Origin of the sequence: Lysinibacillus odysseyi 34hs-1 = NBRC 100172, assembly GCF_001591965.1 — a bacterium.
Taxonomy (GTDB): Bacteria; Bacillota; Bacilli; order Bacillales_A; family Planococcaceae; genus Lysinibacillus_B; species Lysinibacillus_B odysseyi.
Genome location: NZ_BCVX01000010.1, coordinates 25,121 through 42,056, shown reverse-complemented (window position 1 = coordinate 42,056; position 16,936 = coordinate 25,121). Strand labels below are relative to the sequence as shown.

17 protein-coding genes are annotated in these 16,936 nt (G+C 39.7%); 15 read left to right on the top strand and 2 right to left on the bottom strand.

All coding sequences use genetic code 11. The features are described from left to right. Nucleotides 1–124 precede the first annotated feature (124 nt). The 12 genes from BOD01S_RS16085 to BOD01S_RS16030 all read left to right on the top strand — a co-directional run bounded on the left by BOD01S_RS16085 (nt 125) and on the right by BOD01S_RS16030 (nt 11,379). Nucleotides 125–430 carry a winged helix-turn-helix transcriptional regulator gene (locus BOD01S_RS16085; protein WP_036152705.1) on the top strand — a complete coding sequence of 102 codons (306 nt, stop codon included), beginning with the start codon at nt 125–127 and terminating at the stop codon, nt 428–430. A gap of 18 nt (nt 431–448) precedes the next feature. Further along, nucleotides 449–1,360, top strand: coding sequence for a UDP-N-acetylmuramate dehydrogenase (gene murB / locus BOD01S_RS16080; RefSeq protein ID WP_036152701.1), 912 nt, complete (start codon nt 449–451; stop codon nt 1,358–1,360). An 88-nt stretch (nt 1,361–1,448) separates the two neighbouring features. Further along, on the top strand, nt 1,449–2,213 hold the full coding sequence (locus BOD01S_RS16075) for an exodeoxyribonuclease III (protein ID WP_036152700.1): 765 nt from the start codon (nt 1,449–1,451) through the stop codon (nt 2,211–2,213). 73 nt (nt 2,214–2,286) lie between these two features. Then, entirely contained in the window at nt 2,287–4,644 is a 2,358-nt protein-coding gene (locus BOD01S_RS16070; RefSeq protein ID WP_036152699.1) for a penicillin acylase family protein, read from the top strand. A 188-nt stretch (nt 4,645–4,832) separates the two neighbouring features. Then, nucleotides 4,833–5,213: an ArsR/SmtB family transcription factor gene (locus BOD01S_RS16065; RefSeq protein WP_036152698.1), complete on the top strand. Its 381-nt coding sequence runs from the start codon at nt 4,833–4,835 to the stop codon at nt 5,211–5,213. Further along, nucleotides 5,185–7,299: a heavy metal translocating P-type ATPase gene (locus tag BOD01S_RS16060; protein WP_036152696.1), complete on the top strand. Its 2,115-nt coding sequence runs from the start codon at nt 5,185–5,187 to the stop codon at nt 7,297–7,299. Before BOD01S_RS16065 ends, BOD01S_RS16060 begins: the two co-directional genes overlap by 29 nt. A 133-nt stretch (nt 7,300–7,432) precedes the next feature. Continuing rightward, entirely contained in the window at nt 7,433–7,717 is a 285-nt protein-coding gene (locus tag BOD01S_RS16055; protein ID WP_036152695.1) for a late competence development ComFB family protein, read from the top strand. Nucleotides 7,718–7,817: 100 nt separating this feature from the next. Next, nucleotides 7,818–8,237 carry a transcriptional regulator MntR gene (gene mntR / locus BOD01S_RS16050; protein WP_036152693.1) on the top strand — a complete coding sequence of 140 codons (420 nt, stop codon included), beginning with the start codon at nt 7,818–7,820 and terminating at the stop codon, nt 8,235–8,237. Between the two features lie 20 nt (nt 8,238–8,257). Further along, nucleotides 8,258–9,112: a CvfB family protein gene (locus BOD01S_RS16045; protein ID WP_036152691.1), complete on the top strand. Its 855-nt coding sequence runs from the start codon at nt 8,258–8,260 to the stop codon at nt 9,110–9,112. 121 nt (nt 9,113–9,233) lie between these two features. Further along, nucleotides 9,234–10,142 (top strand): DUF1002 domain-containing protein, encoded by a 909-nt coding sequence (locus tag BOD01S_RS16040; RefSeq protein WP_407656005.1) that lies wholly within the window; start codon nt 9,234–9,236, stop codon nt 10,140–10,142. A gap of 77 nt (nt 10,143–10,219) precedes the next feature. Then, complete coding sequence (locus tag BOD01S_RS16035; RefSeq protein WP_036152687.1) at nt 10,220–10,498, top strand: GNAT family N-acetyltransferase; 279 nt, start codon at nt 10,220–10,222, stop codon at nt 10,496–10,498. A 416-nt stretch (nt 10,499–10,914) separates the two neighbouring features. Beyond that, nucleotides 10,915–11,379: a hypothetical protein gene (locus tag BOD01S_RS16030; RefSeq protein ID WP_036152676.1), complete on the top strand. Its 465-nt coding sequence runs from the start codon at nt 10,915–10,917 to the stop codon at nt 11,377–11,379. A 114-nt stretch (nt 11,380–11,493) separates the two neighbouring features. On the opposite strand, the gene BOD01S_RS16025 is transcribed toward BOD01S_RS16030, so the two are convergent. Both BOD01S_RS16025 and BOD01S_RS16020 read right to left on the bottom strand, forming a co-directional pair. Beyond that, nucleotides 11,494–13,014, bottom strand: a complete 1,521-nt coding sequence (locus tag BOD01S_RS16025; protein WP_036152673.1) for a succinate CoA transferase — start codon at nt 13,012–13,014, stop codon at nt 11,494–11,496. Between the two features lie 310 nt (nt 13,015–13,324). Then, a complete protein-coding gene (locus BOD01S_RS16020; protein ID WP_036152670.1) occupies nt 13,325–13,975 on the bottom strand; it encodes a LytTR family DNA-binding domain-containing protein in 651 nt (216 codons plus the stop codon). Between the two features lie 663 nt (nt 13,976–14,638). Here BOD01S_RS16020 and BOD01S_RS16015 point away from each other — a divergent pair. From BOD01S_RS16015 to BOD01S_RS16005, 3 genes are all read left to right on the top strand, one after another. Beyond that, complete coding sequence (locus BOD01S_RS16015) at nt 14,639–15,433, top strand: helix-turn-helix transcriptional regulator (protein ID WP_036152666.1); 795 nt, start codon at nt 14,639–14,641, stop codon at nt 15,431–15,433. A 322-nt stretch (nt 15,434–15,755) separates the two neighbouring features. Then, on the top strand, nt 15,756–16,511 hold the full coding sequence (gene yidC / locus BOD01S_RS16010; protein WP_036152660.1) for a membrane protein insertase YidC: 756 nt from the start codon (nt 15,756–15,758) through the stop codon (nt 16,509–16,511). Between the two features lie 11 nt (nt 16,512–16,522). Next, nucleotides 16,523–16,771 carry a hypothetical protein gene (locus tag BOD01S_RS16005; RefSeq protein WP_036152657.1) on the top strand — a complete coding sequence of 83 codons (249 nt, stop codon included), beginning with the start codon at nt 16,523–16,525 and terminating at the stop codon, nt 16,769–16,771. Nucleotides 16,772–16,936: the final 165 nt, after the last annotated feature.

The window sequence follows — 16,936 nt, the reverse complement described above, 5'->3', positions numbered from 1 at the left end:
TTCCATTAAAGTAACTTACTTTTAATAACTAAATAGAAAAAGGGAAAGTACTATAAGAAAGGGTGAAGGAAAATTTACTTTCCTTTGAAATATCGTTAAAATAAACGAGGTAGAGGTGACCAAAATGAAGGAAACAGCATTATGTCCTCGATTAGCCAAGGCAATGGACCTAATCGGCAAAAGGTGGACAGCTTTAATTATTTATCAGTTATTAAGTGGGCCACAACGTTTTAATGCTATCGAGTCTGCTTTACCAATCAGTGGGCGATTACTTTCGGAACGTTTAAAGGAATTAGAAAAAGAAGGCGTTGTCGAGCGTAAAGTATATTCAGAAGTACCGGTCCGTGTAGAATATTCTTTAACACCAAAGGGCCGATCTTTAGAGGGTGCTGTTCGCGAAATTGAAAAGTGGGCACAAAATTGGACGTAGAGAAAGGGAATGGCTTACATGACAATAGAAAAATGGGCGTCGGATTTAGCCCAAATCGTAAATCCGGAGAACATTAAGTGTAATGAATCTTTAAAACAATATACAATGACTAAATTAGGCGGTAAGGCTGATATTTTTGTGATGCCGGTAACAGAAGAGGAAGCGCAAAAGGTTGTACAGTACGCGTATCGTCATCAAGTACCATTGCTGATGCTTGGTAATGGCTCAAACATGGTTGTACGGGATGGCGGCGTGCGGGGCATCGTTTTGCATTTTGCCAAGCTGGATCGTATTCATATTGAGGGCGAAGTCGTTATTGCCCAAGCAGGCGCGCTTATTAAAGAGGTGTCTAAACAGGTAGCGGTTAAGAGTTTAACAGGTTTTGAATTTGCTTGCGGCATTCCAGGATCCATTGGGGGAGCTATGGCTATGAATGCAGGGGCCTATGGCGGAGAAATTAAAGATGTGATCGTCGATTGCACTGTATTGACACAGGAGGGTGAGCGTCTGGTGCTGACAAAAGATGAACTAGAACTGGCTTATCGGAAAAGTATAATTGCTAAAAAGGGCTATTATGTATTGAGTGCAAAATTCCAGCTGGCAAAAGGCAAACAGCAGGAAATCGATGCGAAAATTGCTGATTTAACATATCAGCGAGAATCAAAACAGCCGCTCGAATACCCATCAGCAGGCAGTGTATTTAAACGCCCTCCTGGTTATTTTGCAGGGAAATTGATTCAAGACAGCGGTTTGCAGGGTAAAGGTGTCGGTGGTGCAGAGGTTTCTACTAAGCATGCCGGATTTATTATAAACAAAAATAATGCGACAGCGACCGACTATATCGAAACCATTAAAATGGTGCAATGTACAGTAAAAGAAAAGTTTGATATTGAGCTGGAAATGGAAGTAAAAATCGTCGGCGAAGATTAATGGGATAAGAGAAGGGTCTGCTACTAATTAGCGGACCCTTTTAATCAGAAGAGAGCTATATGTTTCTTTATCGCAAAAGGAGAAAAAGATGAAGTTCATTTCGTGGAATGTAAATGGTATACGTGCTTGTGTAACAAAGGGCTTTTTGGAGTACTTTAAGGAAATGGATGCCGATTTCTTTTGTATTCAGGAATCAAAGTGCCAAGCCGGTCAGGTAGAGCTGCCATTAGAAGGCTATGAGCAATACTGGAATTATGCTCAAAAGAAAGGGTATTCCGGTACTGCTGTTTTTACAAAGCATAAACCAATAAGTGTATGGTATGGAGTGGGGGAAGAGGAAGCAGAGACAGAAGGACGCATTATTACTTTAGAATATCAAGATTTTTATTTAGTAAATGTCTACACTCCAAACGCGCAGAGGGACCTTGCGCGGCTGCCATACCGGCTCCAGTGGGAAGACCGTCTGGCTATTTACCTAAAGCAGCTTGATGCAAGAAAGCCGGTCATCTACTGTGGCGATCTAAACGTGGCTTACCAGGATATTGATTTGAAAAACGCAAAGGCAAACAAAGGAAACTCCGGTGTTACTGTGGAAGAGAGAGGAAAGATGAAAGCTTTATTGGAAGCAGGCTTTACAGATTCGTTTCGTTACTTCTACCCGGACCGCCAGGATATTTATACATGGTGGAGCTATATGGCAAAAGTGCGAGAACGTAATATCGGCTGGCGTATTGATTACTTTATTGTTTCGGATCGCCTTATCCCACAGCTGAAAAAGGCTGACATTCATCCTCACATATTAGGGAGTGATCATTGTCCTATTGAACTTGAAATAGAAAATTTATGTATTTAAGTAGTAGAATCCCTCGTATATTAGAGGGATTCTACTTTTTTATGTAGAAATTACCTAGTAGGGGGATGGTGTTATGACAAAAGGAAATAAGCTAATACGTATTATTTTATGGGCACTTGGTATTATAGCAGGATTGATTGCAATTGCACTTATCGCATTTAATTTTTACATAGGAAGCTCAAAGCCGATTATCGAAGGTGAGCTGACTGTATCGATTTTAGAAGAGGATGTAAAGGTAGTGAGGGACGGAGACGGGGTACCCCATATTGATGCACAGTCAGATGCAGATCTTTACCGTGCCCAAGGCTATGTACAGGCACAGGACCGCCTGTTTCAAATGGATTTGGCAAGAAGACAGGCAAGCGGACGGCTGGCCGAGGTAGTAGGTGCTGCTGCTGTTGAAAATGATAAATTTTTCCGTACTTTTAGTCTACGTGATGCAGCAGAGAAGTCATGGGATGGATATGATGCACAGTCAAAGCAGGTGCTCGAATGGTTCGCAGAAGGAGTAAATGCTTTTATGAAGGAAGAAAGGTTGTCCTATGAATTTAAGTTATTGGGATATGAGCCTGAACCATGGACACCCATTGATTCTTTGACGATTGGTAAATATATGGCGTATGATCTCGGAGGGAATTGGAGCCTGCTCGCATTCCGCCACTGGGCATTAAATAATTTACCTGAGGAATTAACAGCGGAGTTGATTGTCGATTATCCGAAGGAGGCACGCTCCATTATTGAAGCGAACAAGGAATCAGAAGTAAAGATGGCAGGATCGTTTCCGATCGAAGCCATTCCAAATGAGTTCAATGGGAGTAATAACTGGGTAGTATCAGGAGAGAAGTCGGAAACAGGGATGCCTTTACTAGCCGACGATCCGCATCTAGGATTGAGTACACCATCTATTTGGTATCAGATGCATTTGCAGTCACCTGAACAAAATGTAAGCGGCGTTATCTTTGCCGGGGTGCCTGGAATTATTTTAGGTCATAATGAGGATGTGGCCTGGGGAGTGACAAACGTCAATCCACAGGTACAGGATTTATATATTGAAAAGCAAAGCCCTGATAATCCATACGAATTTTTATATGACGGGAAATATTATGAAGCGGAAGTAAGGGATGAACCGATTCATGTAAAAGGCGGTAATATTGTAGATTTCGAAGTTATCGTAACAAAGCATGGGCCTGTCATCTCCGATCTTGTATTTGATAAGGAGCCGGTAGGAGAAGTGTTTTCAATGCAATGGACAGCGTTGGAGCCGACTCGTGAGCTTCAGGCTGTATTAGGCTTTAATAAATCAAAAAACTGGCAGGATTTCGATCTGGCTTTGCGTGATTTCATGGCCCCTGCACAGAACTTTGTATTTGCTGATACGACGGGAACCATTGCCTACCGGGCAAACGGTAACATCCCAATCCGGAAAATAGGGGAAGGAAAGCTCCCGGTACCGGGGGATTCATCCGATTATGGATGGGAGGGATATATACCATATGAAGAGTTGCCGACAGTAATCAATCCAGAAGAAGGTTATATTGCCACAGCAAATAATAAAGTTGTAGGGGAAGAATATCCTTACTACATTACAGATTTCTGGGCACAGCCGTATCGTTTTGAACGTATTGTGGATTTGCTGGAATCTAAAGAGAAGCTGTCTGTACAAGACATGAAGAATATACAGATGGATACAGTTAATTTATACGCAGCGGAATTTTTGCCTTACTTCCTAAAAACAATTAAAGAAGCTGATGTTGATGGTAAATATACGGACATAATTGCTTCTTTAGAAGCGTGGGATTATAACGAAACGATTGATGCGCCACAGCCCCTTGTATTTAATTTCCTGATAGAGGAGCTGAAGGAATCATTATTTGCTGAAGAAATCCCGGAAGAAGTTTATATGATGATGCCTGGTAAGTATCAGATCATGGATAATCTGCTCAGGGACGCGTATAAAGGAAATGAAGGCATGTGGATAGAAAAAGCAGGCGGATTAGAGAGATTTGTATATAAATCATTTGAAGAAACAATAAAAGAACTAAAGGATACGTATGGAGACAATTATAAGAAATGGGCATGGGGAGATTTTCACCAGCTTACGTTTGACCATTCGATTTCTGCAGCAAGTGACTTGGTAGCCTGGTATTTAAACCCTGCACCACAGCCGGTTGGCGGTTCGAGGACAACAGTTCAGGCAGCTGGAAACCGGATCAACGGGAAAGTCAATCATGGTGCATCATGGCGCTTTGTAGCAGATGTTGGAAACTTATCAAAAGCGGATCACATTGTCGGACCGGGCCAAAGCGGGCATAAGAAATCAGAATGGTATCACGACCAGGTGGATGACTGGGCGAAAGGAAATTACCATACAACAAGGCTAGATGGCGAATATGAAAATGCAAATGAGTTATTACTAAAAGCAGGTAAATAAAATAGGGGGTAGTGTGGTTTTCCATTCATTCAGAAAAGCATGCTATATCCGTTAAGTATAGAAGAGGAAGATTCCATCGGCTAGGGCCTTTGGTATCTTCCTTTTTAATTCAAATAAATATTTGAATGTTTTGAAATAATTGCATATACTAATAACAATCAAATCCATATTTGAATGAGGTGTTGATATTGGCTAAAGATATATGTGCAGTAACGGAAATCCATACAGAAGTAGTAGGACGCGTACAAAGGCAAATGCCTGATTTGTCCAAGGTAGCAGGCTTTCTGAAGGCGCTTGCTGATGAAACAAGATTAAAGATCGCTTATGCGTTAACACTGGAATCTGCATTATGTGTATGTGATGTCGCAGAAATTATTGGCTCTTCTGTGGCTAATGCTTCTCATCACTTACGTTATTTAAAGGAACATGGATTAGCAAAATCTTATCGGGAAGGAAAGATGGTTTATTATTCGCTTGCAGATAAGCATGTTTTTCAAATTGTAACGATAGCTTATGAACATTCAAAGGAGTTGAATGAAGATGGCAGTGAAGGAGAAGCAGCAATATAGGCTGCAAAATTTGTCATGTGCAAACTGTGCAGCAAAATTTGAAAGGAATATTAAAGAAATCCCAACAGTAGAGGAGTGCCAATTAAATTTTGGCGCAGCAAAGCTGACGGTAGTAGGTGAAGTGACGATAGAACAGCTCGAAGCAGCAGGCGCGTTTGATGGAATCAAGGTGACGAAAGCAGAGGAGCGGGCTGAAAAGGCTATTCCATTTTATCAACGAAAGGAAAACATACTAGCAGGAGTTTCCCTCCTCTTTATTATAGTTTCTGTTGTTTACAGCATGAGTCAGGGAGAAGGGAGTGCCCTCTCAAATATACTTTACTTTTTTGCGATTATGATAGGCGGTATAAGCATCTTTAAGACGGGTATAAGAAACCTCATACGGCTTGAGTTTGATATGAAGACCTTAATGACAATTGCCATTATAGGGGCAGCTATTATTGGAGAATGGCAGGAGGCAGCAATTGTTGTCTTTTTGTTTGCGGTAAGTGAGGCACTCGAGGCCTATTCCATGAACAAGGCGCGTCAGTCGATTGAGCGGCTGATGGAAATAGCACCGCCTGTAGCGCTGGTCAAGCGGGCACATGGCAGCCATTCTCATGAAATAGAAGTGCCGACAGAGGAAATTATAATTGGTGATTTATTAATGGTGAAGCCGGGACAGAAAATCGCGATGGATGGAATAGTTGTCAGCGGGTCCTCCACTGTCAATCAGGCGGCTATTACTGGGGAGCCTATTCCGGTGAAGAAAGAAAACGGGGATGAGGTTTTTGCGGGCACCCTTAACGAAGAAGGCGCCTTGGAAGTAAGAGTGACGAAGCTGGCTGCAGATACAACGATCGCAAAAATTATACATCTTGTAGAGGAAGCACAGGCTGAAAAGGCACCATCCCAAAAGTTTGTTGACCAGTTTGCTAAATACTATACACCGCTTATTATGCTGGTAGCATTGCTTGTTGCCGTTATCCCTCCTGTTTTCACTGGGGATTGGCAGCACTGGATCTATCAAGGACTTGCTGTATTAGTCGTTGGCTGTCCTTGTGCCCTTGTCATTTCCACACCTGTTGCAATTGTGACAGCGATCGGTAATGCAGCGAAACAGGGTGTACTCATTAAAGGCGGCGTGTATTTGGAGGAGCTTGCGCGTACAAAGGCAATCGCATTTGACAAGACAGGTACGCTTACAAAAGGAAAACCTGAAGTAACAGATAGTAAAGTAGTAAGTAACATGACAGAAAAAGAGTTTCTGCGGTTAGTTGGTACAGTAGAAAAAAGTTCACAGCATCCATTAGCCGGGGCAATTTTAGCAAAGGCGCAGGATTTACAAGTTTCACTAGCAGAACCGGTCAATTTTAACTCTGTAACCGGTAAAGGTGCTTATGCTGAAGTAGACGGAGTAAAAGTGAACGTAGGGAGTATTGAATGGATTCAGTCTCAGGTTTTCCTAGAGCCGGAGATAAAACAATATGTAGAACAGCTTGCAAGACAGGGGAAGTCCGTAATTGCAGCTGCTACAGAACAAGAGCTTCTCGGCATTATTGCTATTGCCGATCAACTGCGTGACGGTAGTAAACAGGTGATCAGCGAGCTAACGAAGAGCGAAGTAAATACTATGATGCTAACAGGTGATGCAGAGCTCACAGCTTCTGCTATTGCAAAGGAATTACAGCTAACGGAAATAAGAGCGTCTCTGCTACCGGCCGATAAGCTTGAAGCAATAAGAGCATTTCAGCAGCAGTACGGCTCTGTTGCTATGGTTGGCGATGGGGTAAATGATGCGCCAGCTTTAGCTGCCTCCTCTATCGGCATTGCTATGGGAGGGGCTGGGACAGATGCCGCTCTCGAAACAGCAGATATTGTATTGATGGGGGACAATGTAGAAAAAATACCTGGCATCATCCGACTGAGCAAAAAAACATTATCTATTATCAAACAAAATATTGCCTTTGCTCTCGGATTAAAGGCGATCGCCCTCCTGCTTGTTATTCCAGGTTGGCTTACGTTATGGATTGCGATTTTTGCCGATATGGGTGCAACATTGCTTGTTGTATTAAACTCGCTGCGTCTCATGAAAAAGGAAAGTTAAAATTATATAAATTGTATGCAGTGTTACCCTCGGATTTTTCTAAAAAAAAGGATTGCCTAGTTGAGTTCTTGTTTTGATAGTTATATGATAAAGTGAGCACACATTAACAAAAAAAATGAGGCGAAGGAAATATATGGAGCAACCTTTACTAGTCAATGTTACGGAGGAGATTGTTCGGGGATTGGTAAATTTTTTGCTGTACGGCAATGACTATCAAACATTTTGCCATTGTGAGCAATGTAAGCTTGATGTGACTGCCATTGCGTTAAATGCGCTACCTCCGAGATATGTGACGTCGCCCCAATGGCGGGACGTAGTATTTAATGAAATGAATACACCAGAAAGCCTTGAGGAAATTAATAAACAAATAATCCATGCGATTCATATAGTAGGGCGTAAACCTAAACATTCAAAATGAGCCGGATCAAGTGCATTCGGCTCGTTTTTGTTTTCAGTTAACTTTTTGACAGAGATTGTAGTAAACTTATACTAGCATTAGGAAAGTGAGGAGACAGGATATGCCGACACCTAGTATGGAGGACCACATCGAACAAATTTACTTATTAATTGAGAATAAAGGATATGCGCGTGTGTCCGACATTGCAGAAGCATTATCTGTTCTACCTTCCTCAGTTACGAAAATGGTCCAAAAATTAGATAAAGACGGATATTTGGTATACGAAAAGTATAGAGGCTTAACACTAACACCTAAAGGGGTAAAGCTGGGAAAACGGCTTGTTCAGCGTCATGAGCTGCTGGAACAGTTTTTACGCCTGATCGGTGTGGAGGAAGACCGGATTTATCAGGATGTTGAGGGAATTGAGCATCATTTAAGCTGGAATTCGATCGATCGGATTGCAGACTTAGTTCAATTAATGGAGGAACAACCGGATTTTATGCAAAAACTTGAAAAGATGAAAACACAGCAAAATGTGTAATGAAAGGGACGAATAAATGAATGAATGAATTAAAATCAGGACAAACTGTATCGCTGACTGTATTAGAGGAACAAGGCTCACGCTATATATTAACAAATGGTGATGTTGAGATACCTTTAAACAGTTCAGAAGTTACAGAGCCATTGTCAATTGGTGATCTTGTAGAAGTATTCTTATTTGCAGACCGCCGTGGTGATTTGCAGGCAACAACGGCATTACCCACTGTCCGACAAGGTGAATATGGCTGGGCTCGTGTTCTGAAAGTAACGCGTGAAGGGGCGTATACCGATATTGGGACATCAAGGGAAGTCCTAGTGAAGGCAGAGGATTTGCCGGCCCTTCAAGAGCTTTGGCCTCAGCCGGGAGACCATTTATATATGACATTGCGGATTGACAGAAACGGTGACTTATTCGGACGTTTAGTAACGGAAGAAAAAGTGAATGACCTTTATGAAGGTGCACTTGAGGATATGCATAATAAGAACGTTATGGCACGTCCATACCGGCTATTACCTGTAGGGTCATTTCTACTGGGAATAGACACTCCATACCGTATTTTCGTCCACCATTCAGAAATGAAAGGTGAACCTCGACTTGGAGAAGAAGTAGGGGTACGTATTATCGATGTAAAAGAGGATGGCTCATTAAATGGCTCTCTTTTACCGCGCAAACATGAACGTCTCGGTGAGGATGCAGAGAAAATCATTGCTTATCTTGAAAGTGTTGGAGGGAAAATGCCATTTGGCGATAAATCTTCACCTGAAGAGATCCAGGAAATGTTCGGTATGAGTAAAGGTGCCTTTAAACGGGCGCTTGGTACATTGATGAAGGCACAGAAGATCAAACAGCAGGACGGTTGGACAGAAATTTTATAAGTAAAAAAGCAAAAGGCGGGAAAATGAATGGCAACCTTTTGCTTTTTTTAACGTATGTATTATCTGAAAGGGGAGGTTTCTGACTATGAAACAAAAATATGTACCGCTTATGCTGACATTGATGCTAGCAGTGTTTGCTATCATCCCAACACAAGCAGCAGCATCGGTTACAGAAACAAAAGCTATTAATGAAAAGCTAGGTGTACCGATTGTCGTATATGGAGCAAATCTTTCAGAAGCAGAGAGAGAAAAAGTAAAGACAGCTCTACGTATAAATGAAGAACCGGAATTTGATGAAATCACAGTTTCAGGGCAAGACCTAGTAAAATATATTAAAGACAGCAATGCAAGCTCGCGTATGTACTCTTCAGCAAAGATTACACGTCAGGATGAAGGTAAGGGGCTTGTGATCAGTATTGTGACACCGGAAAATATTACACAGGTAACAGCAGAAATGTATGCAAGTGCTATGCTGACAGCTGGTATAGAAGATGCGATTGTTGAGGTAGCAGCACCAAAGCCGGTAACTGGACACTCCGCTCTAGTTGGAATTTATAAGGCATATGAAGTAAAAACGGGTGAGACACTAGATACAGAACGAACAGATGTAGCAAATGAAGAGCTTTCTGTAGCAACAACAATTGCAGAAAATGGGGATGTCTCGGATGAAAAAGTGGCCGAGCTTTTGACAGAAATCAAGAAGGAAATTGCTGATAAAGCACCAACAACAAAGGAAGAGGTTCAGCAGATCGTAGATGACCAGCTTTCAAAATTAGAAATCAATTTAAGTGAGAAAGATCGTAAACTATTAGTAGATTTAATGGATCAAATCCGAAGCTTAGATATTGACTTTTCAAAATGGTCTGGTCAACTGTCTGATTTAAGTCAGAAGATTGAAGAAAAGTTTGGGAGTATCAGTGACCTTGTACAGGATGAAGGATTCTGGGAAGGTGTAAAAAATTTCTTCAAGAACTTGGTTGATACAGTTTCATCTTGGTTCTCTTCAGATAATGATACTCAAACAGAATAATAGAGTATGCCCGCTGGTATGTATTACTAGAGGGCATTTTTTCATTATGATATATTAAAAAAAAGGAGGGATAAGTAATGGAATTCACTTTAAACAAAACGGGTACACATAACGCCTTCGAGCATAGCAGAGATGGAGAACGTTTAGCGGAGATTACCTGGGTGGAAACAGGTGGCATTATGACGATGGATCATACTTATGTATCACCTGAGTTACGCGGACAGGGAGTAGCTAAAAAACTGCTGGACAAAGCTGCTGATTATGCACGGGAAAATAACCTGAAAATGAATGCAACTTGCTCATATGTAGTCACAGCATTAGAAAACAGCGATGAGTATAATGATATAAAAGCATAAGTGTAAATGAACCTAAATAAAGGGCAAAGCGGTTATATCGCTTTGCCCTTTATTTTATCGTTTAGAATATAACCGTATAGATGAACATCGTTAATATACCTGCTGCACCGACGAAGCTAGTGACTTCCTTCCAATCGTACGTGATATCTTTACTATTAAACATGTTCATCACTCCTTTTCGTGTCCTCATTAATATACTAATATATGCCCACTTGATTCTTTTCTTAAACAATATGATCAATATTACATTCAAAAAATAGAAGAAGGGGTTGAATAAAAGGAAGCAGTGCAGGCAGAAAAATGATGAACAGTAAGGAAAATGAATGAGAGGAGAAATATTTAGGGAAGCGAAATAATGTTTAAAAAGAGGACGTGAGGGTAAATATTCCACATAACAAACATGTGGAGGGATTAGCATGGCAAAGTTAAAAGGTAAAGGTGTTGTGCTTGCCGGATTAGTGGCAGGTGCTGCTTCTTATTTAAGTAAAAAGGAAAACCGTGATAAAGCGATGGAATATTTCAATCAACTAAAAGGGAAAGCAAACCAATTTCAACAGGAAACTGGAGGCGTCCAGGGGTTAGTAAGTAAGATAACAAATCCGAATGATGCAACGCATACACAAAATGTTCCCAATAAATCTGTAGAAGAGACAATGGCCTCCACTCAGTCGAATAAAAAGGTTTCACCATCTGAAATGGCTGCCACTGGTAATGATGGACATGTGGATGAGTCTTTATCAGATATTGCAGAAACAGCAGCGGAACCAGTTGACCTTGTACTTGAAGGAAATCATATGGTCGATGAAGGGGCACAAACAACGGTTCATCATTATAACGAGGAACAGGACCCGCAGGATTCTAAAAATAAGAAGAATCATTAATGGATAAATAAAATCGGTATTCCTAATGAGGGATACCTTTTTTATGTCTGTTGCAGCATGGAATTTAAAAGAAGAAAGCCCAACAAATTTAATTTGTTGGGCCATTGAAAAGAATTACGCTTTTGTAGATTCTTTTTTCATTGTTTTATTATTAGCAAGGTTTACATGCCATGAAAGAGCTTCCTCTAATAGATGAGGAGTATGTGCATTGCCAGTTGCTTCTCCAGCACGGTTGTAGTAATCCCATAACTGTTCTTTGAAGTCTGGGTGAGCACAGTTTTCGATAATTAGAGGTACACGCTCTTTTGGAGCTAAACCACGTAAGTCAGCAATTCCTTGCTCAGTTACAATTACGTCTACGTCATGTTCAGTATGGTCTACGTGAGACACCATTGGTACGATTGAAGAAATCGCGCCGCCTTTAGCATAGGATTTTGTTACAAAGATACCTAAACGAGCGTTACGAGCGAAGTCTCCAGAACCGCCGATACCGTTCATCATTTTTGAACCTGACACGTGTGTAGAGTTTACATTGCCATAGATATCTAACTCAAGAGCTGTGTTGATTGAGATTAGGCCCAAACGACGAATCACCTCTGGGTGGTTAGAAATCTCTTGGGGACGTAAGCAAATTTTATCGGCATATTTTTCAAGGTTGCCATACACTTTTTTCTGTAATTCTTCTGTTAACGTAATAGAAGTAGCAGCGGCGAATCTCACCTTACCAGCATCGATTAAGTTAAATACAGCATCTTGAAGTACTTCAGAAGCTACAACTAAATCTTCGAATTCTGAATTAGCGAAGCCGTCAAGTACAGCGTTTGCTACAGAACCAACACCAGATTGAAGCGGCATTAAACTATTTGTTAAACGGCCAGCTTTAATTTCATCACGGAAGAAATCAAGCAGGATGTTTGCCATAGTTTCTGTTTCCTCGTCAGGAGGAACGATTAAGGAAGGAGCATCTGGTTCTTCAGAAATAACGATTGCCTGAATTTTTTCTAGTGGTACACGGATACCGATTTCACCAATACGTTGCTCAGCATTTGTCAATGGAATTGGTTCACGGTCACCTTGCTCACCTGGAATATAAATATCGTGAATACCGATTAAAGATTCTGGATGAGAAATATTTAATTCAATGATAATATTTTCTGCATATTGAGCAAAAATAGGCGAGTTACCAACAGAGTTTGTTGGAATGATTAAGCCCTCTTCAGTAATAGCAACCGCTTCAAGAATTAAGTGCTTGATCGGACCAATAATACCTTGACGAACTAATTCTGCATTATGCGAAAGGTGAGCATCTACATATGTTACATCACCTTTGTTGATTAAGCCGCGAATAACAGCATCGCCTTGGAAAGGTCCACGCTTATTGATCGCACCTGCAGCAGCTAGATGATTATCTACTTCTGGACCTAAAGACGCGCCTGTATATACATCGATTTTAACTTGCTCGTTTTTTGCACGTTCTGCTAATGCCATTGGGACTACTTTTGCATCCCCAGCACGAGTGAATCCAGACATCCCTACGACTGAGCCGTCTTGAATTAATGCAGCAGCCTCTTCTGCAGAAACGATTTTATCTGCTAATTGTTTTAAACCTAAGCGTTTCTCAACTCTTGGATCCATACTGAAATCCTCCCCTAAATTAAGTTTAGTAAAATATAAATATTTTTAGAAAATTTTGTAAGAATTTTCTGTTTATTCGATAGATTGATTGATCAACCGTTCAAAATGATAATATCACTAAATTGTCACATTTTCTTCATCTTATGCATGAAAGTGCTTAAAAAGTGTTTGAAAGAGAAAAAAAGCGCCTTTTCGATTTTTTAGTATTTTAGAGCTAAGTAAGGGGGAGGGGAAGGATAACAAAAAAATACAAAAAGCCTTTTGTCGGCAGGACAAAAGACTTTTTGTACTAATAGTAAAATGTTATTGGTTAGAAACCAAGTGAACGGCGGAAATAACTAGCATAACGCTGCGAAACAGGAATCCGAGTACCATCTTTCATGATTAATAAGAAAGTGGAGTGTGAATCTGGTTGGATTTCATCGATGTAGTCGATATTTACAATGTAGGAACGGTGACAACGAATAAATGAATCAGGCGCTAAAAATAGTTCTAGATCACTTAAGTTTAGACGGTGATAACCTTCACGGTTCATTGTTTTAACGAATGTTTTACGAAGTTGTGTTTCGAGATAAATTACTTGATTATGCTTGATTGGGTACCAGCAGTCATCGATTTTTACAGTAATGTAGTTTGTCAAAAACGGTGATGGCTTTTGAGGGAAGATAGCAGTTATGGCACCTTTTGCTTCGCCTTCATCAATTAAAGGGATACTCATACCGAAATACGGTACACCAAATACGTCAGGTTCAATGTATGTGCTGATTTTTTGACCATATGTTAATGCTTTATGAGCAGCTGACCCTTCCTTTACAGGATCACCTGGTTTAATTTTTAAGTCTACTTTTTTGCTTGGTTGATAGTATAAATATTCATTTGTATCTGAGATGGCAATAGACGTGTTCTCAGGGAAAAATTCTTTTATTACTTCCATAATTTCTTCAATCTGTTTCGGATCCACTTTATAACACCTCTTTTAAGGATTTTAAATCATTTATCTTTTATTTTACTACATATTTATAGAAATAACATAGAGAAGATTCAGGAATAATGGCGAGAACTGAATTGATTATCCACTATTCTTAAAAAGTGCAATGAAATTTTGGAAAAAGGGAGATTCTTTGCCAAAATGTGCGCAGCTTTCGTACATTCTGCAATGCTTCGATGTGTTTTACTTGCAAGATATGTCCCCTCTTCTTTTCCAGATTTTTTGAAATTCCTCTTTTTATCGGGAGCCTCTCTGAGTATGGAAGTGAAAAGGAACTAACTTATTTATTTCCTTATTGTTTATTAGTTATACAATGCGAGGCTAATCCATTTAGTTATTATCAGTTTTAGAACAGTCTTACTACCTAGTTGTGAGATTTTTGAACTAGATAGTTGGTAAAATAAAGTTGAAAAAAAATCGCAAAATATGGTAATATTCTCTGTAGTTAGTAAGAGGCATCCAAAAAGGGAATTTTTAGTTGTATAAGTATTGAACATCTTATGACCAAAAAATATCGGGAAAATAGTAATTAAGTATTTTCGTATCTTACTTTTCAGTATATATTATTATAAAAAGGGATGTTATATTTTGTAAAAAAATATGCGGTGAGCATTTATAAGAAAGATGGGGTAATCTATGCAACTACATCAACATTCAATATCTGAAACGATTTCAAAAAGATATTTCCAAGAAATCGACAATATTAACCACTATCAGGGGATTGAGGAATTTTTTAATATTGAATCGAAGCTGTTGTTCGAGATTTATCATTTAGAAGCGTCCAAAGCAAAGAAATCTTTACATGGCATTATCGATATCTTATCTATCCGTTTTGGGAAACAAGTGATTAAGGTCGTCCGGCATTATTTTATTACTTTATCCTCTATTGTAGCCCGAAAGCTGCTTGATAACCAAGTTCCCTCGAAAAAAGCATTTGCTTTTAATTTAGCATGTGCAGATATGATTGAAAACAGAATGAAAGATGCAGAGTTTTTGCAATTCGCAGATGATCTGATCGATTTCTATGTTTACTTTATTGCGGATAGAAAGCAGCCTACTTTCCGCCATCAAACAGTTAACAAGGTAATTATGTATATTAATGATGAGCTAGAGAATGATCTGACAGTTGAGAGTATTGCCGCAAACTTCCATATTAGTACAAGCCATTTGTCACGTATTTTCCGGGAACATGTAGGAATTACATTGGTAGAATACTTAAATGTACGCAGGGTAGAGGAGTCGCAATATTACTTGCGCCACACGAATAAGAGTATTACTTCTATTTCTGACCAGTTCCATTTCTGCAATCAAAGCTATTTTACACGGATTTTCAAAAAATATACAGGTGTAACGCCAAAACATTTCCGTGATGAGCTGCATCATGAATTTTATCGCTTTGAAATTGGCGAACCTGAGTATCAAAAAGCATAGTCATTTATAAAGTTTCTGCTTTTACAAGCAGGTCTCAGATTGAAGACAAAGTCGTTTTATGACTTTGTCTTCATATGTTTTTACATAATATCGCAAAAAGAAGAGATACTCAGCCTGTCTTTATGGGTATTACCTGCCTGTAGTGGCACAAAACAAGTGGTCTGAGTCTTCCTCGTCTATACCATATTCGTGTATATCGATATAGTGGGCTACCATCATGTAATATTAAACGGGGACTTTCATTACTTTTGCTATTTCGTGTTGGCGTTAAGAGGGGCATTCCTGTATACTTCAACTGTAAAAACAATGAGAAGGTGACAAAATGAAACATCTTAAATTAGGTGGACTGTTAATTAGTGTTCTTTTCTTGCTGACGGGCTGCCAAGCTGTTGAAAATGAAGAAGGTTTCTTCTATAGTCTTTTTGTAAAGCCAATGAACTTTTTATTAGATTTTCTTGGGAACACCGTATTTAACGGAAGCTACGGACTGGCCATTATCGCTATTACTGTAATGATTCGTCTTGTTCTTATGCCGTTTATGCTCAAAAATTACCGTAATCAAGCAGTTATGAAATCAAAAATGGATCACGTAAAGCCTAAGATGGAAGAAATTCAGGGGAAATTGAAAACTGCTGAAAAGAAAGAAGACCAAATGGCGCTTCAGCAAGAGATGCTCAATTTGTATCGGGAACATGGTATTAATCCATTAAATATGGGATGTTTGCCGATTTTAATTCAATGGCCGATTATCATGGGACTATACTTTGCTATCCGTTATTCTGCAGATGTAAAGACACATGAGTTTTTATGGTTTAGCTTAGGCTCTCCGGATATTATTATGACAATTGTGGCGGGAATTATTTATATGATACAAGCCCAAGTGTCATTATGGACAGTACCTGAAACTCAAAAGCAGCAGATGAAGTGGATGGTCTACATTTCGCCGATTATGATTGTGATTATTTCCTTCAGTTCTATGGCAGCATTGCCTCTTTACTGGTCAGTCGGCGGATTTATTTTAATTGTTCAAACGTATATTGGCCGTAAATTCTTCTCACATTCTCCAGAGGCGAAGTAAGGAGTTTTAATATGAATGAAAAAGTAATTTCCTTAACGCTTGTAACAATTTCAAGTTTGCTTGCTTTATATTTTGTCATTGTAGGGAACTTTGAATTGGCTGTTTTGTTTTTAACGATTATGTTTACCTTTACAAACTTTTTCCGTTACCGCAGCTTTCAGCAAAAGGGGATGGAGAAAGAGGCAAAATGGATGCGGAATACCGCCTTCTTCTTCGGGCTGCTAGTGTTAGTAGTACTGTACATTGTTGTAGCAGGTTAATGAGAAATAATTCGGTACACAAAAGGGTAAGAGCAGTTTCTTCTTTTCTTCTGAGAAGGAGTGGGTATAAAGAGGCGGGCAGACTCATCACCTGCTTTTATGAAGAAAGGAATCTCTTAGAAACTGTAAGAGATTCCTTTTTTGACGGGGAAGAGGTAAGAGAGT

Bases quoted from the DNA above. Each gene is read 5' to 3' on its own strand.
- BOD01S_RS16045 (WP_036152691.1), top strand. From the start codon at position 8,258: ATGAATGAATTAAAATCAGGACAAACTGTATCGCTGACTGTATTAGAG.
- BOD01S_RS16085 (WP_036152705.1), top strand. From the start codon at position 125: ATGAAGGAAACAGCATTATGTCCTCGATTAGCCAAGGCAATGGACCTA.
- BOD01S_RS16070 (WP_036152699.1), top strand. From the start codon at position 2,287: ATGACAAAAGGAAATAAGCTAATACGTATTATTTTATGGGCACTTGGT.
- murB (WP_036152701.1), top strand. From the start codon at position 449: ATGACAATAGAAAAATGGGCGTCGGATTTAGCCCAAATCGTAAATCCG.
- BOD01S_RS16040 (WP_407656005.1), top strand. From the start codon at position 9,234: ATGCTAGCAGTGTTTGCTATCATCCCAACACAAGCAGCAGCATCGGTT.
- BOD01S_RS16025 (WP_036152673.1), bottom strand. From the start codon at position 13,014: ATGGATCCAAGAGTTGAGAAACGCTTAGGTTTAAAACAATTAGCAGAT.
- BOD01S_RS16015 (WP_036152666.1), top strand. From the start codon at position 14,639: ATGCAACTACATCAACATTCAATATCTGAAACGATTTCAAAAAGATAT.
- BOD01S_RS16060 (WP_036152696.1), top strand. From the start codon at position 5,185: ATGGCAGTGAAGGAGAAGCAGCAATATAGGCTGCAAAATTTGTCATGT.
- BOD01S_RS16005 (WP_036152657.1), top strand. From the start codon at position 16,523: ATGAATGAAAAAGTAATTTCCTTAACGCTTGTAACAATTTCAAGTTTG.
- BOD01S_RS16030 (WP_036152676.1), top strand. From the start codon at position 10,915: ATGGCAAAGTTAAAAGGTAAAGGTGTTGTGCTTGCCGGATTAGTGGCA.
- BOD01S_RS16075 (WP_036152700.1), top strand. From the start codon at position 1,449: ATGAAGTTCATTTCGTGGAATGTAAATGGTATACGTGCTTGTGTAACA.
- BOD01S_RS16055 (WP_036152695.1), top strand. From the start codon at position 7,433: ATGGAGCAACCTTTACTAGTCAATGTTACGGAGGAGATTGTTCGGGGA.
- yidC (WP_036152660.1), top strand. From the start codon at position 15,756: ATGAAACATCTTAAATTAGGTGGACTGTTAATTAGTGTTCTTTTCTTG.
- BOD01S_RS16035 (WP_036152687.1), top strand. From the start codon at position 10,220: ATGGAATTCACTTTAAACAAAACGGGTACACATAACGCCTTCGAGCAT.
- mntR (WP_036152693.1), top strand. From the start codon at position 7,818: ATGCCGACACCTAGTATGGAGGACCACATCGAACAAATTTACTTATTA.